This is a genomic window from Variovorax paradoxus, from assembly GCF_040544635.1.
In the GTDB taxonomy this organism is placed as follows: domain Bacteria; phylum Pseudomonadota; class Gammaproteobacteria; order Burkholderiales; family Burkholderiaceae_C; genus Variovorax; species Variovorax paradoxus_R.
In genome coordinates, this window is sequence record NZ_JBEPKJ010000007.1 from 286654 (window position 1) to 305486 (window position 18833).

Here is an 18833-nt window from a genome sequence, read left to right on the forward strand (position 1 = left end):
GATGCAGAACGAAACCCTTCAACCGCGCCGCCGCTTCCTCAAGACCGCCGCGGGCTCGGGACTCGCCGGTTTGGCGGGTTGGGCCGGCCTGGCCGGTGCGCAGTCTTTCGACTTCAAACCCAACCAGCGCTACCCCGACCCTTCGGTGTTGATACTGGACCCGAGCTTTGCCAGGTACCGCATCTACAGCAGCACCGTCGAGCAGCTTGGCACCGGCATGCGGTGGGCGGAAGGGCCGGTGTACTTTCCCGAGGGCGGGTACCTGCTGTGCAGCGACATTCCGAACAACCGGCTCATGAAGTACGACGAAAAGACCGGCAAATTCACGGTGCACAAGCAGAACGCCAACTTCGCCAACGGCAACACGCGCGACCGCCAGGGGCGCCTGATTACCTGCGAACACTCCGTCACGCGCCGCGTGGTGCGCACGGAGAAAGATGGCCGCATGACGGTGCTGGCCGACAGCCACGAGGGCAAGAAGCTCAACGCGCCCAACGACGTGGTGGTCAGGTCGGACGACACGGTGTGGTTCACCGACCCCCTCTTCGGCATCAACGGCGAGTGGGAAGGATCCAGGGCAACGCCGGAGCAGGCGACGACCAATGTCTACCGCATTGCCAAGGACGGCAAGCTCAGCGCGGTGATCACCGATCTCGTGAACCCGAACGGCCTTGCGTTTTCGCCCGACGAGAAAAAGCTCTACGTGGTCGAGTGGAAGGGCACGCCGAACCGCAGCATCTGGAGCTACGACGTTTCAGCCGACGGCGCCAGCGTGTCGAACAAGACGAAGTTGGTGGATGCCGACGGCCCGGGCGCGCTCGACGGTTTCCGCGTCGACCGCGACGGCAACCTCTGGTGCGGATGGGGCTTCAGCGGCGCCTTCTCGCCGGAGCCCACCGACGTCGGGGGCGGCATGAAGGCCCACCTGCCGCTCGGAAAGTCCGAAGAAATGGACGGCGTGAAGGTCTTCAACCCTCAAGGCAAGCCGATCGGCTTCATCCGCCTGCCCGAGCGGTGCGCCAATCTCGAGTTCGGCGGACCGAAGCGCAACCGCCTCTACATGACGAGCAGCCATTCGCTCTACGCGCTCTACGTGGAAGCGCACGGCGCGGTCTAGTCTTGTCAGCCCGGTGCGCCGGGCAAGGCAGGGCCAGGCATCCGATGCGGCATACTTCCACCCCCCAAACTCGCCAGAAGCCCGCTGAATGGACAAGGAAGTCGACCCCCGCGTACTCGCCGTCATCGATGAGATGCGCCTGTCAGGACCGCGGCTCAGTCCGGTCGAAATCGTCGCCAAGATGGGTGTGTTCGACGCGCGCGACAAGCCGTTCGAGTACGCGTGGATGGCTACGGGCGACAACGTCATTGCCACCATCTGGGCGGAGTATGTGAACATCGGTGCGGGCGGTCGCTGGTTCTATCTCGAATCGCTCGACACGCAGCACCGCCCGGGCGGCGGCGCGCGAACGGCCAACCAGGTCCAGCGCGCCAAGGACCGTCTTGCATTGCTGAAGCGCACCTTCGACGCGGGCCAGGGCTTCCGTGCCGTGGTGCAGACCAACCGGGTTGCGATTGCCGAGCTGGAGAGCAACAAGAGCGCGAAGGTGTCCACGCGCGTGCGCGACGACGCCGAATGGCACGTTGCGAGCTGGGAGCCCGAGCAGTTGCTGGCGGTTCTGGTGCGCGGTCCGCGCGGCTGGGTTCCGGATGAAGCCGACATGCAGGCCGCCAAGGCACGAGGCGGCGTTCCTGCCGCTGTAGAAGCGGAGCCCGAGGCGATAAAGCCGGCCTCGCAAGAGGAGGTTCAGGCCGCCGCCATGGCGTATGTCATGGGCCACTTCAAGGGCTACGGCTACAACGCCGAGGACGTGACCGGCCAGAAGCTGGGCTACGACATCGAAGTGTCGAATGCGAAAGGCGCAACGCTTCTCAGGGTTGCCGTGAAGGGCACTTCCACGGCAACGCCGAACTTCCGCCTCACGACCGAAGAAAACGCGTGCTCCGCGCGCGAGCCGCTCTGGCGCCTGCTGGTGGTGGCCGACGCCGGCGGCCCCACCGCGCAGCACAAGATCTACAAGCCTTCGGAGATGAGCCAGGCGCCTGGCTTCGAAGCACTGGGCTAGAGCAGCGCCGCGATTTCCGCGGTGCCCAGCGCGCCCCGGTAGACCCGAAAGTCGTCCAGCCGGGCGCGCAGCGCCGGATCGTTCGGAAACTGCGAGCGGCCGAGAAAATTCTGCGTCGTCTCTCCCAAGTCGAAGGGCGCCAGCGTCATCTGCGCGTTGCTGCCGACCGCCGCACCATCGACATACAGCGTGCCGAGCGCGCCGGCCAAGGTCACGGCCACATGCACCCAGCGCCCGGTCGGCAGTGGCGATGCGCCTTCGATCACCTGCTCGTTGTAGCCGTGAACCCTGGAGATCGCGTAGCGCACGGTCCCGGCATTACTGCGCGGCGTGAGCATCATGTAGCGGCGCGCGCCGGACCCGAAGTCGAAGACGCGCGACCACGTGGAGAGGCTGTCCAGGTACACCCAGCATGCGATGGTGAAGTCGGCGGCATCCTTCACGAGCCCTGTGGGCAGGCTGACGGAAGCGCCTGTGCCGCCCAGGGCGACGGCCCCTGTGTTGCGGCCCGCGGTCCAGGCCGCGCCACCGGCAAGTTCGCTGGCGGCGAAACGGCCCGTCGCATCGGCGGCCGAGCTCCCTTGCGCTTCGTCGAACCCGAGATGCATCAGCAGCTCGGGCTTGAGGGCGGCCCGGGCTTCGGCGGAAGGCTCGCTCTCTCCGCCCGCGTTCACGGCGACCACGACGTAGTAGTACACCTCTCCCGCAACACCGGTGGTGTCCGTGAAGGTGAGCGTGTCCGTGATGCCTGAAGCCACGGTGGTGCTGTACGGCCCGCCCGCGGTGGACGCGCGCCTGACCGAGTAGCTCAGCGCGCCGCTGCTGCCCCACCACGACAACTCCACCTCCGATACGCGCACCCGTGCGGTGAGCCCGCTCGGCCGCGCGAGTGCCGTGAGTGGATCGCGCGTGAAGGTCAAGGTTCCGAAGCCGAGCTGGTCGCCATTGCTGCCGTCCGACTCGGGCCGCATCTGCACAGCCTGCAGCGCGGTGTAGGGCGTGGCAATGCCCAGGCGGTTCGCGTAGTGGTTGTAGACGCTTTCCCAGATGCCGCGCCGGTGCCCCTGCCCCGCTGTCGACAACACGGATTGCGTTCCCTGCCTGTTCACGTTGGTGACGAACGGCACGGTGTAGAAGTTGGTTGCATCGACGCGAAGATTGGACTTGGCGACGTACTCGGCACCGGCAAGAAAGCGGTTGTTCTCGTAGCCGTAGACGTCGTCGCCCTGGTTCCACGCCATTTCGCAGAATGCACCCGCCAGGCCGATGCCGAGGGTGCAGTGCCCCTGGTCGCGGCCACTTTCCTGCCATTGGCCCAGATAGCCGGGATGCACGTGATAGACCGCCTGCAGGCCCGCTCCGTTGCCCGCGCCGTTCTTGTAGTAGTTCAAGGCCTCGTCGTAGATGTCCGGCCGGTCGCACAGCACGCCGATGGCCAGGATCGAGCCTATCGTGCACTGGTCCCAGTTCGCCCAGTAGTTGGTGATCTCGGAGCCGTTATGGTTGACGAGGAAGCTGTGGTTGAGCGGATAGAACACCGTCAGCATCATGTTCTGGAAACGCGCGAAGTCGCTCGCCGCCCAGCCCGGATAGGTGCGCATGATCTCGGCCGCGTTCGCGAACTGCTGGCCATGGATACCCGCCGCCAGGAAGCGGTCGGCGTTGCCCTGGATCGATGTCAGCGTGGACGACCAGGCGTTCAGGAACACCACGGCCAGATCGGCATAGCGCGTGTCCTGCGAAACCTTCCAGCGCAATGCGAGCTGGTAAGTGCGCGCAATGTCGATGAACATCTGCGCGACGTTCTGGCCCGGGACGTCCCCCCGAATCACCGTGGCCAGCGGCCGCGGCGTGGCGCCGAGTTGCGAGCGGCCGTTGGATGTCAGTGCGTTCCACCCCGCAAGCCATGGTTGCGCATTGGCCGCGACCTTGAGGCGCATACGCTCGAAATCGGCATCCGTGTGCAAGAGGCCGGGATGAACGAACTTTCGCGTTTGTACCGGTGTTGACGCGGGCACTTCTTCAGAGCCGGAAGTCGTTCCAGACCCGGGAGCCACCGATGACCCCGAAGCGGTGTCCTGCGGTGCGGCGCCCAACAGGCCGAGGTTGCCAACCGCCCCGCTGCCGCCTCCTCCTCCTCCTCCGCCCCCGCAAGCAGTCGCCCCAAGGGCAACGAGGCTCATCGCGCTCGCGCAGAACATGCGTCGATCCAAAGGATTGTTGTTTTCGCTGTCCGAGGAATGCATGCTGATGAAGGTTTTGTTAAACCTCGTTACAGCAACATGCATGCCAAATTCGTGGAGGAACGCTTTCCTATTCGTCGCATGCCAGATCGAGCCGACGAGACGCTCGCGTGCCCCGGGGAACTCTCCCACACATGACAATTGGTGTCATGTGCGAGCCCGGATGGGCTCAGAAATGTCACCCTTGCTTCGTCCGCTGCTCAAAATTTCAGCAGCAAACCCCGAACCCAATTGCAGCACCTCGACGCTCTTCTTCTGGCCGCCCTGCGCGCCGCACCGCGCAGATACCGCATGCCGCCGTTGCCGGCCGATGCCGACACGGCCGCAGCGAACGGTGCGGGTGTGGCACTGGCCTTTGCGATCGAGGCCGCTCGCATCGGCATGGAAGAACGGCACTTGCCACCGCCGGCTTCTGTGCAGGCGCTTTTTACCCGGGCGCTGGCGCAGCTGATTCACGAGGCACTGGCGCCCGAACGCGGAGACCCGGCGTTCCAGGCGCTGGTGATGCAAGCGCAGGATGCGGCGGTGCATGAACATGCGGGCCTTTCGAGGCGGCGCGCGGGCGACCAGCGTGCGATCAAGGCTGCGACGAGTGCGATTGCGCATCCAGGCAAATTGCGGCGCATGCCACCTGGCGAACTGCGCGAGGCATTGACACGATTGCACGGGCTCTCGGCAGCAGGTTCATGGGAAGAACTTGCGCGGGCCATCAAGATTTTGCTCGGGCGGAAACTCTTCGAACAGGAAGATCTGCAATCGGCGCTGCAGGCCATTCTTTCCAACCCCGCGCTGGAGCGGCTGGTGCGCGGCAGCAACTTGCTGCGCCTCGCGGCCGTGCAGCGCTACCAGTCGTTTTGCGAACGACAGGGGCCGATGGCTGGCAGCCACGCCGCCATCGCCAAGGGGCACGCGTCGGCGCGTCAGGGTGAAAGTGCCGAACAAGCCGGCGTGCAGGCGTTCTGCAAGATCGTGGACGCGTTGAACCACCGCGAAGAAGGCAGCGCCCGCTATCGCGTCGTGCGCAGTCTGCGAAACCCCAGCGGCTTTCCGGGCGAGGCAAGCAAGGCAAAAGAAGAATGGGACGCCGCGATTGTGCAAAGCGATGCGAACAGTGCCGCCGACATCGTTCTTCTTGCGGAGATCAAGACATCTCCCGCTGCCGCCACGGCCGACTTTCCACGCCTGCTGCGCGGCTTGCGGCGGCTGGCGCAGGCGGGCATCGAGGAGATCTATGCCTTTGCATCCGCCGACGGCGACACGCGCATTGAAGGAGCGTCGCTGCGCAGGCTCCAGCCGGACGGCGACTCATTGCCGCCGCACGTGATCTATTGCTGCCCGGCGGCGCCCGAATCGCTGCCGCCGGTATTGAGCGCGGCAAGCAAGGCCATGCTGCTCGCCGAGCCCGCGAGCCTTGCCTTCGCGTGCCAACTGCTTGCACGCGGCGAGACGCCGCCGCCTGCCTCTCTCGTGCCCGTATGGGATGCACTCACGACAGCGCCGCGGCTGCGAGCCGCGTTGTACCAGTATGAAACCGCTCGGACGGCGCGCGCAGCGATGCTGCATCCGGACGATTTGCTGGCGTCCGTGGCGCAATGCCTGCAGAGCACGGGAGGAACGGCCGACGCCGGCTGAAAGTGCATCCGGTCAAGGCGCAGCGACGGCCGCGATTCGATCAGCCGTTTCACGATGCCGGGGACGGCCTCCAGCTTTTCCGGGTCGCTGCGTTAGCTCATGTCGAACTTGAACGCAATGCAGCGCAGTGCCCCTTGCGAGACCGGGGAGATGGGGAAAGCGACGCGGCCTTGTTGATATTCTGGGTCATGACAGAAAGCAGAGCCCGCCCCGGTGACCATGGCGCGACGCGTGTCGCTGACCGCTCGCAATCGGAAGCACCGGTGTCGGAGGCGGGGGTCGCCCGCACCTACGACCGGCTCGCCCCGCTGTACGACACGCTGTTCGGCCAGATACTGGAACCGGGGCGCGAGCGCATGGCGGAGGTGGTTCGCATGCTGCAGCCGGCATCGCTGCTCGAGGTCGGTGTCGGCACCGGGCTCGCGCTGGCCGGGTATCCGGCCGAATGCGGGATCGTGGGCATCGATCTTTCGCACGACATGCTCGAACGCGCCAGGGAGCGCGCGGCCAGGCTGCCGCAGCACGACATCACGATCGAGCACATGAATGCCGAACGCATGCGTTTCCCCGACGGCGCTTTCGACTGCGTGACCGTGCCCTACGTGCTGTCGGTGACGCCGCGCCCGGCCGAACTCGTGCGCGAGATCCGTCGGGTGTGCAAACCCGGTGGGACCATCGTTGTGCTCAACCACTTCAGCGGCAGCAGGCTGTGGTGGCTTCTGGAGCGCGCCGTTCGCTCCGCCGCAGAGCATGTGGGGTTCCGCTCCGACTTCCGCTACGACGAGCAGGTTCTTTCTCACGACTGGCATGTGCTGAACGTCGAGCCGGTCAATCTGTTCGGCCTTTCGAAGCTCGTGGTGTTGCGCAACCGCCGCTAGCTGCACAGGGGCGTGACCTGCTCATTTCGCACTCCTGGGTTGGTTGAAATGGCTTTTGAACCAGCCGCGTGCCAAGGTGGAAACGGCGCCGAGCGCGTCGGGCTCCTCGAAGAGGTGCGTTGCGCCAGGATCAACAGTGTGGGGGCCACGCGCTCCGGGGCAGGAGGCGCCGCGGGCCTGGCACCACAACGCGCCGTCAACCCCAGGGCTTGCCCTGCGGAGCAACGGCAATGGCGCGCCGCGCCAGCTGGGCCAGCGGGACCTTCTGCACGAGAGACCGCACCTGAACCGGCGCCGCCGGCCGCGGCGGCGCCACGGCGGGTTTCTCGCCCTCCTCCCCTTCCTCGAGCTTGAAGGTCGCCACGACCTGCGACAGGCTGCCGGCCTGCTCCTGCAGCGATTGGGCCGCGGCCGCGGCTTCTTCGATCAATGCCGCGTTCTGCTGCGTCACCTGGTCCATCTGCGCGACCGCCTGGTTGATCTGCTCGATGCCCTGGGCCTGCTCGTGGCTCGCCGCCGTGATCTCGCCGACGATGTCCGTCACGCGCTTGACGCTGCCCACGATCTCTTCCATTGTCTTGCCGGCCTCGCCCACGAGCGCGCTGCCTGCGTCGACCTTGCCCACCGAGTCTTCGATCAGGCCCTTGATCTCCTTGGCCGCCGCGGCCGACCGCTGCGCAAGATTGCGCACTTCGGCGGCCACCACGGCGAAGCCGCGGCCCTGCTCGCCCGCACGCGCGGCTTCAACAGCAGCGTTGAGCGCGAGGATGTTGGTCTGGAAAGCAATGCCGTCGATCACACCGATGATTTCGACGATCTTCTTCGACGAGGCATTGATCGAGGCCATGGTGTCGACCACCTGATTGACCACGCCTCCACCCCTGACCGCAACCTCCGAGGCCGAGAGGGCCAGCTGGTTGGCTTGCCTCGCGTTGTCGGCGTTCTGCTTGACGGTGCTGGTGAGCTCTTCCATCGAGGCGGCGGTCTGCTCGAGCGAACTGGCCTGTTCCTCGGTGCGTGAAGACAGGTCGTGGTTGCCCGCTGTGATTTGCCCGGATGCCACCACGATCGAGTCGGTCGATGCCTTGATGCGCGTCACCACGTCGGTCAGCGTGTCTTCCATCTCGCCCATGCCGCGCAGCAGGCGACCAAAATCGCCGCCGCGCTCGGTCTCGAATTCCTTGCTCAGATCGCCCGAGGCCACCGTTTCTGCAATGAAGATCGCTTCGCCAAGCGGTTGCATGATGCTGCGCGAGAGCCAGACGCTGCAGCCGACGCCCGCCAGCAGCGCGACGACCCCGAAGCCGATCATGAGGCTCCGTGTCGACTCGATGCGGCGCGCGAGTTCCGGGGCGATGCCACTGCCGGCAGCGATCTCCTGGAGACATACGATGCCAATGACAAGCCCCGTCGCCATCAACAGCAACCCGATTCCGAACGCCACGCCCAGCTGGGCACTGATCTTCCAATTGCGCATGTGCTTTTCCGTGACGGCCGCCGATGCGGAGGCCCGCTTTCAAGGCATATCGGCAGCTGGGCGAGAAAAGTTGAGGGTCAGAATCTAGGGATAAACCCGGAATGCGCTGCTGCCATCGCGGGGTGGATGGCGGCGCACCATCGTCTGCCTATGGCAAGGCTTCAGACGTTAAAAAGCCCCTGATTCCGTTAAGAATCAAGGGCTTGTATTTGGTGGCCTGGGGCGGAATCGAACCACCGACACGCGGATTTTCAATCCGCTGCTCTACCAACTGAGCTACCGGGCCTTGGTGTGCAGCCTCAAATTATACAGCGCTTCTGCGGCCCCTCGAAAGATCGACGCCAAGTTGTTTGAGCTTGCGATAGAGGTGGGTTCGTTCCAGCCCGGTCTTCTCGGCGACGCGGGTCATGGAGCCGTTCTCCATCGCAAGGTGGAATTCGAAGTAGGCCTTCTCGAAGCCGTCGCGCGCGTCGCGCAGCGGGCGGTCGAGGTCGAAGCTCTGGGTCGACTGCGGGCCGGCGTCGGGCACTGGCACGGAAGCCAGCGAGGCCAGCAGCAGGCTGTCGCCGGTGGTGGTGATGGCTGCCGCCGGGTTGACGCCCGTGGCCGGGGGCACAACACCCGCGGCCGCTCGCCGGGCGCTTTCACGGGCGAGGCCCTGCTCCACGGCCTTGAGCAGTTTCTGCAGCGTGATGGGTTTTTCGAGGAACGCAAAGGCGCCGATGCGGGTGGCGTCGACGGCGGTGTCGATGGTGGCGTGGCCGCTCATCATGATGACGGGCATGCTCAGGAGGCCGGCCGTGGACCATTCCTTGAGCAGCGTGACGCCGTCGGTGTCGGGCATCCAGATGTCGAGCAGCACGAGGTCGGGCCGTGCGCGTTGCCGCGCTGCGCGTGCTTCGGCGGCGTTTTCCGCGAGCTCCACGTTGTGGCCTTCGTCATTGAGAATTTCGAAGAGCAGGTCCCTAATACCCAGCTCGTCATCGACCACGAGAATGTTTGCCATGAGTGCTGCTTGTTGTATGCGCCGGTATCTGCAATGGTGTGTATGGTCCGCCAGCCGATCCATCGACTGAGCGCGATGGATTTCTTTCGCGCTCAGGCGGCGGAAGACTTCGAATCTTCGGTGTGAGCGACCGCTGTTTGCGATTCGCCTGCCAGCGCGAATGATAGCGAGACTTGCGCCCCCGCTACAGCCCCATCGACAACGCGGTTGGAAAGCTCGATGCGCGCACCGTGTTCGTCCGCGATCTTCTTGACCACGGCGAGCCCCAAACCAGTACCTTTTGTTTTCGTGGTGACGTAGGGCTCGAAGGCGCGCTTGAGGATGTTCTCGGCAAAGCCGGGGCCGCTGTCCTGCACGGTAAGGCGCACGCGCTGGCCCGAATCGCCCAGGCGGGTGCGAATGACGACCTCTCCGGCCCGGCCGGTACTGCTGGCGGCGGCCTCGGCGGCGTCTTGCGCGTTTTGCAGCAGGTTATGAATGACCTGGCGGATCTGCTGCGCATCGCCCCGAATGGGCGGGCAGCGCTCGTCCAGCTCGGAGCGCAGCGCAATGGGCGCGTTCTCGGCGCTGTAGAGCTGGAGCACGTCGACGAGCAGCGCGTTGAGGTCGACGGGCTTGAGGTCGGCGGCGGGCAGGCGGGCGTAATCGCGGAATTCATTGACCAGCCGCTTCATCGCGTCGACCTGGTCGACGATGGTCTTGACCGACTTGACGAGCACGGCCTGCTCGGACGGCGCGACCTTGCCGGAGAGCTTCATTTCGAGCCGTTCGGCCGAAAGCTGGATGGGCGTGAGCGGATTCTTGATTTCGTGGGCCAGGCGGCGCGCGACCTCGCCCCAGGCTTGCGCGCGCTGCGCCGACACGATCTCGGAGATGTCGTCGAACACCAGCAGCCGCGCGGCGCCGGGCAGTTCCGCACCGCGCGCGACGATGTTGATGGCGCTGTCCTGCTGCGGCAGGTCGTTGCCGGTGGCGTGCAGCTCGAAGGCATGCTGCCAGTGGTCGAGCCCGTGCTGCAGGCGCTCGACCTGGAACTCGTCGAACTGCTGCTGCACGCTGTTGCCGAAGTCGGCCAGTCCGGGCACCTTGGCGAGGGGCTGCCCCTCGTAGGCCGCCAGGGGTGCGCGCAGCACGCGGGTGGCGCCGGGGTTGGTGGAAAGTATGGTGCCCTTGGCGTCGAGCACGATCACGCCGGAGGTCAGGTTGTCCAGAATGGTCTGCAGGTTGGCACGGGCGGCGTCCAGTTGGCCCATGGTTTTTTCGACCGCGCCGCGGGCATCGGACAGCTGCTGGGTCATGACGGCGAAGGAGCGGGTGAGGCCGCCGAGCTCGTCCTTGCCCTGCAGCACGGCGGTCGGCCGCAGGTCGCCGGCGGCCACCTGGCGAACGCCCTCGGCCAGCACGAGCAGCGGCCGCGCCAGCTGGTTGCCGAACAGCACCGCGAGCAGCACGGCGCCGAACACGGCCAGGAACAGGCTCAGCGTGAGGGTGCCGATGTACATCCGCCGCAGCCCCTCGCGGGCCAGGGCGCGCTCCTGGTACTCGCGGTTGGCCTCCTGAACGGCAAGCGCGTTGGCCACCACCGCGGGCGGCAAGAGCTGGGTGACCTGAAGGTAGCGCGGCGCGGTGTCGAAGTCGAAGCCGGGGCGCTGCACCATGGCGATGGCGCGCACGGTGGCGGGCGGCAGGGTGGCGCCCGGCGCCGCCGTTTCGTCCAGGCCTTCGATGTGGGCGATGGCGCGGTCCGCGCGCACCTGCCGCAGCTGCTGGATGGTCGGCCGCTCGGGGTTCAGCTGAAAGCGCGAGGCGCCCGCGCCGGCAATGAGTTGCCCCGTGCCCGTCCAAAGCACCACGTCGCTGGCCTGGAGCTGGTCGCGAATGCGCTCGAGGGCGAGGCCGGCGCTCGCATCGGGCACCTGGGCCAGTTGGGCACTGGCGGCGCGCGTCTTGGCGGCCAGGTCGTCCGAGAGCGAGTCGAGCGTGGCGCGGCCCAGGTTCAGGCCGGCATCGAGCGCGCCCTCGACCTTGACGTCGAACCAGCTTTCGATCGAACGCGCGACGAACTGATAGGACACCACGTAGACCAGCGCACCCGGCACCACTCCCACGAGCGCGAAGATGGCCGCCAGCTTGATGAGCAGGCGGCTGCCGAACTTGCCCTGGCGCAGCCGCCGCAGCAGGCGGAAGGCGACCCAGCCGATGACCAGCACCAGCAGCACCGCCACCACGACGTTGATGCCGAAGAGCCGCACGTAATAGCGTTCGTACAGCGCGCGGTTGTTGGTGGCTTGCGCCAGCAGGAACATCAGCACCAGGCCGATGGCCGTGACCAGCGCGGCGCCGACGCCCACGGCCCAGCGGACCGCGCGCGAGCGGCGAGCGGCGGGTGTGGCCGCTGCGCCGCTGCGCGGCTTGGTGCTCACCGTTGCTTCTCCAGCGGCAGCTTGGCGCTGCGCTCGGCAACGATGTTCCAGTCGGCCTGCCCGACCACGCCGATCTGGAATGGGCGCGGCAGCTGCGAGGTATCGAGCCGGAAGCGGAACACGACCTGGTGCTGCGGCTCGTCGCCGATTTCGGCCACATCGCCCAGCCGCAGCCGGCCGACGCGCTTGACGGCGTCCATGGCATCGGAAAGGCTGTCGAAGTTCTGGTTCAGCGAAACGCCGAACCCCGCGGTGCCGGTGATCGGCACGGGCGACACATTGAGCCGCCAGCGGCGCGTGAGCGGCTGGTAGGCCAGCCGCATGTGGCGCGTGACCTGCGCCACCTTGCGGTCGGTCCAGTACCAGCGCTCCTGGAAAACCTCGGCCTCGGCCACGAAGTAGATCGCAATGCCCTTGTCGAGCACCTCTTCGACCAGCGATGGCAGTTCGAACTGCACGGCCGCGGTGAGGTACACACCATCGTCGGCCTGCTCCAGGCGCATCTGGGTGACCGAAGGGCCGGTGCGCCCTTGCGCAACCGCGGCAAGGGGCAGCCAGCTCAGCAGCAACACCCAGGCCAGCAGCAGTGCCGCCAGCGGCGCCGGGCCGCGCCGCCCGCAGGGATTAGCGTGGGCGTTTTTCAAGCAGGGCGTAGAAGAAGCCGTCGTGATCACCTGAGGGATTGTCCGGGACGGCGCGGGCATTCGCCCCGCTTTGGGGAAGCAAATGACCTGGCGACGCCATCAATCGAGCGTTGGTGTTGTGCGCAAGAAACGCATCGATTTGTTGCGAGCCCTCTTCACGGAACACGGAACAGGTGCAATAGAGCAGCCTGCCGCCGGGCCGGACCAGCGGCCAGAGCGCCGCCAGCAGCGCCGCCTGCTGCACTGCGAGCTGGGCGGTGTCGCTCTCGCGGCGCAGCCAGCGCACGTCGGGGTGGCGCCGGACAATGCCCGAGGCCGTGCAGGGCGCATCGAGCAGGATGGCGTCGAAAGGCGTGCCGTCCCACCACGCGGACGGACGCGCGGCATCGGCCACGACGACTTTAGCGGTCAGTCCGAGCCGGCCCAGGGTCTCGTCGATGCGGCGGCTGCGAACGGGGTCGACTTCCAGTGCCGTGACGTCGATGGTTCCCGGGCTGGCCATTTCCAGCAGATGGGCGGTCTTGCCGCCCGGGGCGGCGCAGGCATCGAGCACGCGCAGCGGCGCGGCGCCGTCTGCGGGGAGCAGGCCTTCGAGCAGCAGCGGCGCCGCCAGTTGCGCGGCGGCGTCTTGCACAGAGCATTCGCCGTCGGCGAAGCCGGGCAGTTGCTGCACCGGCCGCGCGCGCGTCAGCTGCAAGCCGGAAGCGCCCACGCGAACGGCCTCCAGGCCCACGGCCTCGAGTGCCAGCTGATAAGAAGACACGGAGGTCTTTTGAAGATTGACGCGCAGCGTCATCGGCGGCTGTGCGTTGTCCGCGGCGAGCACGCGCTGCCAGTCACGTGGATGGTCGCGCTTGAGCCGCTCGATCCACCACCGCGGATGGTTCCACTGCGCCACCGGCTCATGGTCGGTCGCGGCCACGAGTTCGTCCCGCTCGCGCAGAAAGCGCCGCAGGCAGGCGTTGATGAAATTGGCCTGCGCACGCGTGGCCGGGTTGCGCTTGGCAGCCTCGACGGCCTGGTCGACCAGCGTGAAGGGCTCGTACGGCGCATGCTGCGCGTCCCAGGCCAGCGCCAGCGCGGTGCACAGCAAGGCGTCGGGCAGCGGCGGCGGCGTGCGCTTGGCAAGATGACGGCGCAGCGCTTCGGCACGGCCAAGCCAGCGCAGCACCTGGAAGCCGAGCGCCTGCACGCCGGGGCGCATGGCGGGCTCGACGGCCTCGAACGCGGCAGTGCCCGAACTGCCGGCGCGAATCGACGCAAGCGCCACCGCAGTCAATTGCAGTTGGCGCCACAGCGGGGGTTGCAGCAGCGGTGCGCTGCCGCCTGGAAGATCGGAAGATAGTTCTGGCAAGTTGGGGCGATGGTAACGGGCGGGCATTACGCACAACGCCTCACACAATTAAGAAAAAATACGTATTCGGGCTCGCATCAGAGCAAGGGCGCGGCGGGATGCAAACGCACCAACCATGCCACCAGCAGCGCCGGGAACTGGACGATGGCAGCGTTGTACTGCCCTACCGCCGCATTGAACTGGCTGCGTGCAATTTCCGCCGAGGCCGAGGGTTCGGGCCATGCCATGGGTTCGAACGCGCCGGGCAATGCGGCGTCGGTACCGTAGCCGGCCCCGGGCGGCAGCAGCGGTGCGGGCCGCGAGAGCGTGCCGTCCGCATCGAAGACCGTGACCGCATCCGGATGCTGGCGTTGCCACGCGTTGATCAGCACCTGCAACGCCGTGGCCAGCGCGGCCATGGCGCCCGGATCGAGCGGATGCAGCCGGGTTGCACCGAGCACCGTGGCAAGCTGGGTGGTGGCGGCCTGCAGCGGCGCCACGGACGAAGACGGGCCGGGTGACGACGCGTCCTGTTGCGGCAAGCTGGCCGTGATGCTCGCCTGAACGAAGTCGAGTTGCTTTCGCAGCGCTGCATCGAGCGTGGCGTAGGCCTGGAGCACGGCCGCGCGCGAGCGCACCAGCCTGTTGTATGCGCCCACGAACCAGAACAACAGCACCGCAACAACGATCCAGCCGGCCAGCGAATCGGGCAATACGCTCATCGACAAAAACGCCTCATGTAAAGAGAAAGAGAGAACTCAAAGAAAAACGCCCCCCAACCGGAAGCGGTCGGGGGGCGTCGGATACCGGTCATGACCGGTGATGCTAACCAGTTATTCGGACGCAGCGCCTTCGCTGGCGTCGGCCGTGCTGTCGACATCGCTGCTGGTCGAACCGGCCAGCTCTGCAGCTTCCGATTCGGCGATGGCGCGGCGCTCGGCCTCGTCCATCTGGTCCTTGACCTTGCGGGCCTGGTGGTAAGCCATGCCGGTGCCTGCGGGAATCAGGCGGCCGACGATGACGTTTTCCTTCAGGCCGCGCAGCTCGTCGCGCTTGCCCATGATCGCGGCTTCGGTCAGCACGCGCGTCGTTTCCTGGAACGAAGCGGCCGAGATGAACGAGTCGGTCGAGAGCGATGCCTTCGTGATACCCAGCAGCAGGTTGGTGAACGTCGCGGGGATCTTGCCGTCGGCGCGCAGGGCGTCGTTGGTGTTGAGCATTTCGCTGCGTTCGACCTGTTCGCCGGAGATGTAGCTCGTATCGCCGATGTTGTCGACCACGACGCGGCGCAGCATCTGGCGAACGATCACCTCGATGTGCTTGTCGTTGATCTTCACACCCTGCAAGCGGTACACGTCCTGCACTTCGTCCACGATGTAGCGCGCGAGTTCTTCCGAACCCAGCAGGCGCAGGATGTCCTGCGGGTCCGCCGGACCGTCGACCACGCTTTCGCCCTTGTTCACCACCTGGCCTTCGTGCACCAGGATGTTCTTTTCCTTCGGCACGAGGTCTTCGTAGACGCCGCCTTCCGGATCGGTGATCTGCAGGCGAATCTTGCCCTTCGTCTCTTTACCGAACGACACGGTACCGGTCATTTCGGCCAGCATGCCCTTGTCCTTCGGCGAGCGGGCTTCGAACAGCTCGGCAACGCGCGGCAGACCGCCGGTAATGTCGCGGGTCTTCTGGCCTTCGACCGGAATACGCGCCAGCACTTCGCCGGGGCCCACGTCCTGGCCGTCGCGGATCTGCACCAGGGCGCCGATCGGGAAGCCGATCGTCACCGAGTGGTCGGTACCCGGGATCTTCACTTCGGCGCCGGAGGCGTCGATGAGCTTCACCTGCGGGCGCACGACCTTGGCAGCGCCGCGGCGCTTCGGATCGATCACGACCAGGGTCGACAGACCGGTCACTTCGTCCACCTGCTTCGCAACCGTGAGGCCTTCCTCGACGTTCTCGAACTGCGTCTTGCCGGCGAACTCGGTGATGATGGGGCGCGTCAGCGGATCCCAGTTGGCAAGCACGTGGCCGGCCTTGATCTGCTGGTCGGCCTTGACCGCCAGGATCGCGCCGTACGGCACCTTGTGGCGCTCGCGCTCGCGGCCGTGTTCGTCATGAATGACGATCTCGCCCGAACGTGCAATCACCACCAGCTCGTTCTTGCTGTTGGTCACGTAGCGCATCGTGGCGTTGAAGCCGATCGTGCCGTTGGACTTGGCTTCGACGCTCGAGGCCACTGCCGCACGCGATGCCGCGCCACCGATGTGGAACGTACGCATCGTGAGCTGCGTGCCGGGTTCGCCGATCGATTGCGCCGCGATCACACCGACGGCTTCGCCGATGTTGATCAGGCCGCCGCGACCCAGGTCGCGGCCGTAGCAGGTGGCGCAGATGCCGAAGCGGGTTTCGCAGGTCAGCGCGGTGCGAACCTTGACTTCGTCGACGCCCTCGGCTTCCAGCTGCTCGATGTTGTCTTCGTCGAACATCTCGCCGGCCTTCAGCAGCACCGAACGGTTTTCAGGGTGCAGCACGTCGTCCGCAGCCGAACGGCCGAGGATACGGTCGCGCAGCGATTCGATGACTTCACCGCCTTCGACGATGGCGCGCATCAGGTAGCCGCCGTGCGTACCGCAGTCCTGCTCGGTCACCACCAAGTCTTGCGTCACGTCGACCAGACGACGGGTCAGGTAACCCGAGTTCGCGGTCTTCAGTGCCGTGTCGGCCAGACCCTTACGGGCACCGTGGGTGGAGATGAAGTACTCCAGCACGTTCAGGCCTTCGCGGAAGTTCGCGGTAATGGGCGTCTCGATGATCGAGCCGTCCGGCTTGGCCATCAGGCCACGCATACCGGCCACCTGGCGAATCTGCGCTGCGGAACCGCGGGCGCCGGAGTCGGCCATCATGTAGATGGAGTTGAACGACTCCTGCTCCACTTCCTTGCCGTGGCGGTCGATGACCCGTTGCTTCGACAGCTTGGCCATCATGACCTTCGACACTTCGTCGCCGGCCTTGCCCCAGATGTCCACCACCTTGTTGTAGCGCTCGCCGGAAGTCACCAGACCCGAGACGTACTGCTGCTCGATCTCTTTCACTTCCTTGGCGGAACGCTCGATGATGCCGTGCTTTTCAGCGGGCACCAGCATGTCGTCGATCGCAATCGAGATACCGGCCTTGGTTGCCAGGCGGAAGCCGTTTTGCAGCAGCTTGTCGGCGAACACGACGGTTTCTTTCAGGCCGCACTTGCGGAACGAGACGTTGATGAGCTTGGAAATTTCCTTCTTCTTCAGCGCCTTGTTGATGTTCGAGAACGGCAGGCCCTTCGGCAGGATCTCGGACAGCAGCGCGCGGCCCACGGTGGTGTCCACCAGCGACGTGGAAGGCGTGAATTCACCCGTTTCCTTGTCCTTGGTGTACTCCGTGATGCGCACGGCAACCTTGGCGGTCAGTTCGACTTCGTTGGCGTCGAGCGCGCGCTGCACTTCACCGATGTCGGAGAAGATCAGGCCCTCGCCCTTGCCGTTGATGCGGTCGCGGGTCGTGTAGTACAGACCCAGCACCACGTCCTGCGAAGGAACGATCGACGGTTCGCCCGAAGCCGGGAACAGCACGTTGTTGGAGGCCAGCATCAGCGTGCGGGCTTCCATTTGCGCTTCCACCGACAGCGGCACGTGAACGGCCATCTGGTCGCCGTCGAAGTCGGCGTTGAACGCCGCGCAAACCAGCGGGTGCAGCTGGATCGCCTTGCCTTCGATCAGGATCGGCTCGAACGCCTGAATGCCCAAACGGTGCAGCGTAGGCGCACGGTTCAGCATGACCGGGTGTTCCTTGATCACTTCTTCCAGGATGTCCCAGACCACCGGCGTGCCGGATTCGACTTCCTTCTTGGCCGCCTTGATCGTGGTCGCGATGCCCATGGCTTCGAGGCGCGAGAAGATGAAAGGCTTGAACAGCTCGAGCGCCATCAGCTTCGGCAGGCCGCACTGGTGCAGCTTGAGCGTCGGGCCCACCACGATGACCGAACGGCCCGAGTAGTCGACGCGCTTGCCCAGCAGATTCTGGCGGAAGCGGCCGCTCTTGCCCTTGATCATGTCGGCCAGCGACTTGAGCGCGCGCTTGTTGGCGCCCGTCATGGCTTTGCCGCGGCGGCCGTTGTCCAGCAGCGAGTCGACAGCCTCTTGCAGCATCCGCTTTTCGTTGCGCGCGATGATTTCCGGAGCCTTGAGCTCCAGCAGGCGGCGCAGGCGCGAATTGCGGTTGATGACGCGGCGGTACAGGTCGTTCAGGTCGGAGGTCGCGAACCGGCCGCCGTCCAGCGGCACCAGCGGACGCAGGTCCGGCGGCAGCACGGGCAGCACGTCGAGCACCATCCAGCCGGGCTTGATGCCCGACTTGCGGAAGGCCTCGAGCACCTTCAGGCGCTTGGAGTTCTTCTTGACCTTGACTTCGGAGCCGGTCAGGTCGCCGCGCAGGCGTTCGATCTCGCTGTCGAGTTCGATGCCCTCGAGCAGGTCCTTGATGCCTTCGGCGCCCATCTTGGCGACGAACTCGTCGCCGTATTCCTTGCGCTTCGCGTCATAGTCATCCTCGGACATGATGCCGAACTTCTTCAGCGGGGTCATGCCGGGGTCGGTGATCACGTAGGCTTCGAAGTACAGCACGCGTTCGATGTCGCGCAGCGTCATGTCGAGCACGAGGCCCAGACGCGACGGCAGCGACTTCAGGAACCAGATGTGCGCGCAGGGCGCGGCCAGGTCGATGTGGCCCATGCGCTCGCGGCGCACCTTGGTCTGCGTGACTTCAACGCCGCACTTCTCGCAGATCACGCCGCGGTGCTTCAGGCGCTTGTACTTGCCGCACAGGCACTCGTAGTCCTTGATGGGGCCGAAGATCTTGGCGCAGAAGAGACCGTCGCGCTCGGGCTTGAACGTGCGGTAGTTGATCGTCTCGGGCTTCTTCACCTCGCCGAAAGACCACGAACGGATCTTCTCGGGCGAAGCCATGCCGATCTTGATGGCATCGAAATGCTCATCGGGCGTAAATTGCTTGAACAGGTCGAGTAGCGATTTCATAAGACTCT

At 65.8% G+C, this 18833-nt stretch carries 12 protein-coding genes and 1 tRNA gene; 4 read left to right on the forward strand and 9 right to left on the reverse strand.

The genetic code is table 11. The features are described from left to right. The first annotated feature begins 1 nt into the window (after position 1). Together ABIC94_RS14560 and ABIC94_RS14565 are read left to right on the forward strand one after the other, a co-directional pair. Entirely contained in the window at positions 2-1117 is a 1116-nt protein-coding gene (locus tag ABIC94_RS14560; RefSeq protein WP_354373708.1) for an SMP-30/gluconolactonase/LRE family protein, read from the forward strand. 88 nt (positions 1118-1205) lie between these two features. Beyond that, entirely contained in the window at positions 1206-2123 is a 918-nt protein-coding gene (locus ABIC94_RS14565) for a protein NO VEIN domain-containing protein (RefSeq protein ID WP_354373709.1), read from the forward strand. Here the strand turns inward: ABIC94_RS14565 and ABIC94_RS14570 are convergent. Further along, positions 2120-4369, reverse strand: coding sequence for a LamG-like jellyroll fold domain-containing protein (locus ABIC94_RS14570; RefSeq protein ID WP_354373710.1), 2250 nt, complete (start codon positions 4367-4369; stop codon positions 2120-2122). The genes ABIC94_RS14565 and ABIC94_RS14570 overlap by 4 nt on opposite strands. A 228-nt stretch (positions 4370-4597) precedes the next feature. Between ABIC94_RS14570 and ABIC94_RS14575 the strand changes: the two genes are divergently transcribed. Both ABIC94_RS14575 and ABIC94_RS14580 read left to right on the forward strand, forming a co-directional pair. Beyond that, complete coding sequence (locus tag ABIC94_RS14575; protein WP_354373711.1) at positions 4598-5998, forward strand: hypothetical protein; 1401 nt, start codon at positions 4598-4600, stop codon at positions 5996-5998. A gap of 188 nt (positions 5999-6186) precedes the next feature. Continuing rightward, complete coding sequence (locus ABIC94_RS14580) at positions 6187-6876, forward strand: class I SAM-dependent methyltransferase (protein WP_354373712.1); 690 nt, start codon at positions 6187-6189, stop codon at positions 6874-6876. Between the two features lie 196 nt (positions 6877-7072). On the opposite strand, the gene ABIC94_RS14585 is transcribed toward ABIC94_RS14580, so the two are convergent. The 8 genes from ABIC94_RS14585 to rpoC all read right to left on the reverse strand — a co-directional run bounded on the left by ABIC94_RS14585 (position 7073) and on the right by rpoC (position 18825). After that, complete coding sequence (locus ABIC94_RS14585) at positions 7073-8353, reverse strand: methyl-accepting chemotaxis protein (protein ID WP_354373713.1); 1281 nt, start codon at positions 8351-8353, stop codon at positions 7073-7075. Between the two features lie 210 nt (positions 8354-8563). Next, positions 8564-8639 (reverse strand) — tRNA-Phe (locus ABIC94_RS14590). Between the two features lie 18 nt (positions 8640-8657). Further along, positions 8658-9359 carry a response regulator gene (locus tag ABIC94_RS14595; protein ID WP_157611832.1) on the reverse strand — a complete coding sequence of 234 codons (702 nt, stop codon included), beginning with the start codon at positions 9357-9359 and terminating at the stop codon, positions 8658-8660. A gap of 92 nt (positions 9360-9451) precedes the next feature. Further along, positions 9452-11782, reverse strand: coding sequence for a sensor histidine kinase (locus ABIC94_RS14600; RefSeq protein WP_354373714.1), 2331 nt, complete (start codon positions 11780-11782; stop codon positions 9452-9454). After that, a complete protein-coding gene (locus ABIC94_RS14605) occupies positions 11779-12426 on the reverse strand; it encodes a DUF4390 domain-containing protein (protein ID WP_354373715.1) in 648 nt (215 codons plus the stop codon). The genes ABIC94_RS14600 and ABIC94_RS14605 overlap by 4 nt, the downstream gene beginning before the upstream one ends. Next, on the reverse strand, positions 12407-13735 hold the full coding sequence (gene rsmB, locus ABIC94_RS14610; RefSeq protein ID WP_354373735.1) for a 16S rRNA (cytosine(967)-C(5))-methyltransferase RsmB: 1329 nt from the start codon (positions 13733-13735) through the stop codon (positions 12407-12409). Before rsmB ends, ABIC94_RS14605 begins: the two co-directional genes overlap by 20 nt. A gap of 122 nt (positions 13736-13857) precedes the next feature. Continuing rightward, a complete protein-coding gene (locus ABIC94_RS14615; RefSeq protein WP_354373716.1) occupies positions 13858-14481 on the reverse strand; it encodes a lema family protein in 624 nt (207 codons plus the stop codon). A 111-nt stretch (positions 14482-14592) separates the two neighbouring features. Further along, positions 14593-18825 (reverse strand): DNA-directed RNA polymerase subunit beta', encoded by a 4233-nt coding sequence (gene rpoC / locus ABIC94_RS14620; RefSeq protein WP_354373717.1) that lies wholly within the window; start codon positions 18823-18825, stop codon positions 14593-14595. Positions 18826-18833 lie beyond the last annotated feature (8 nt).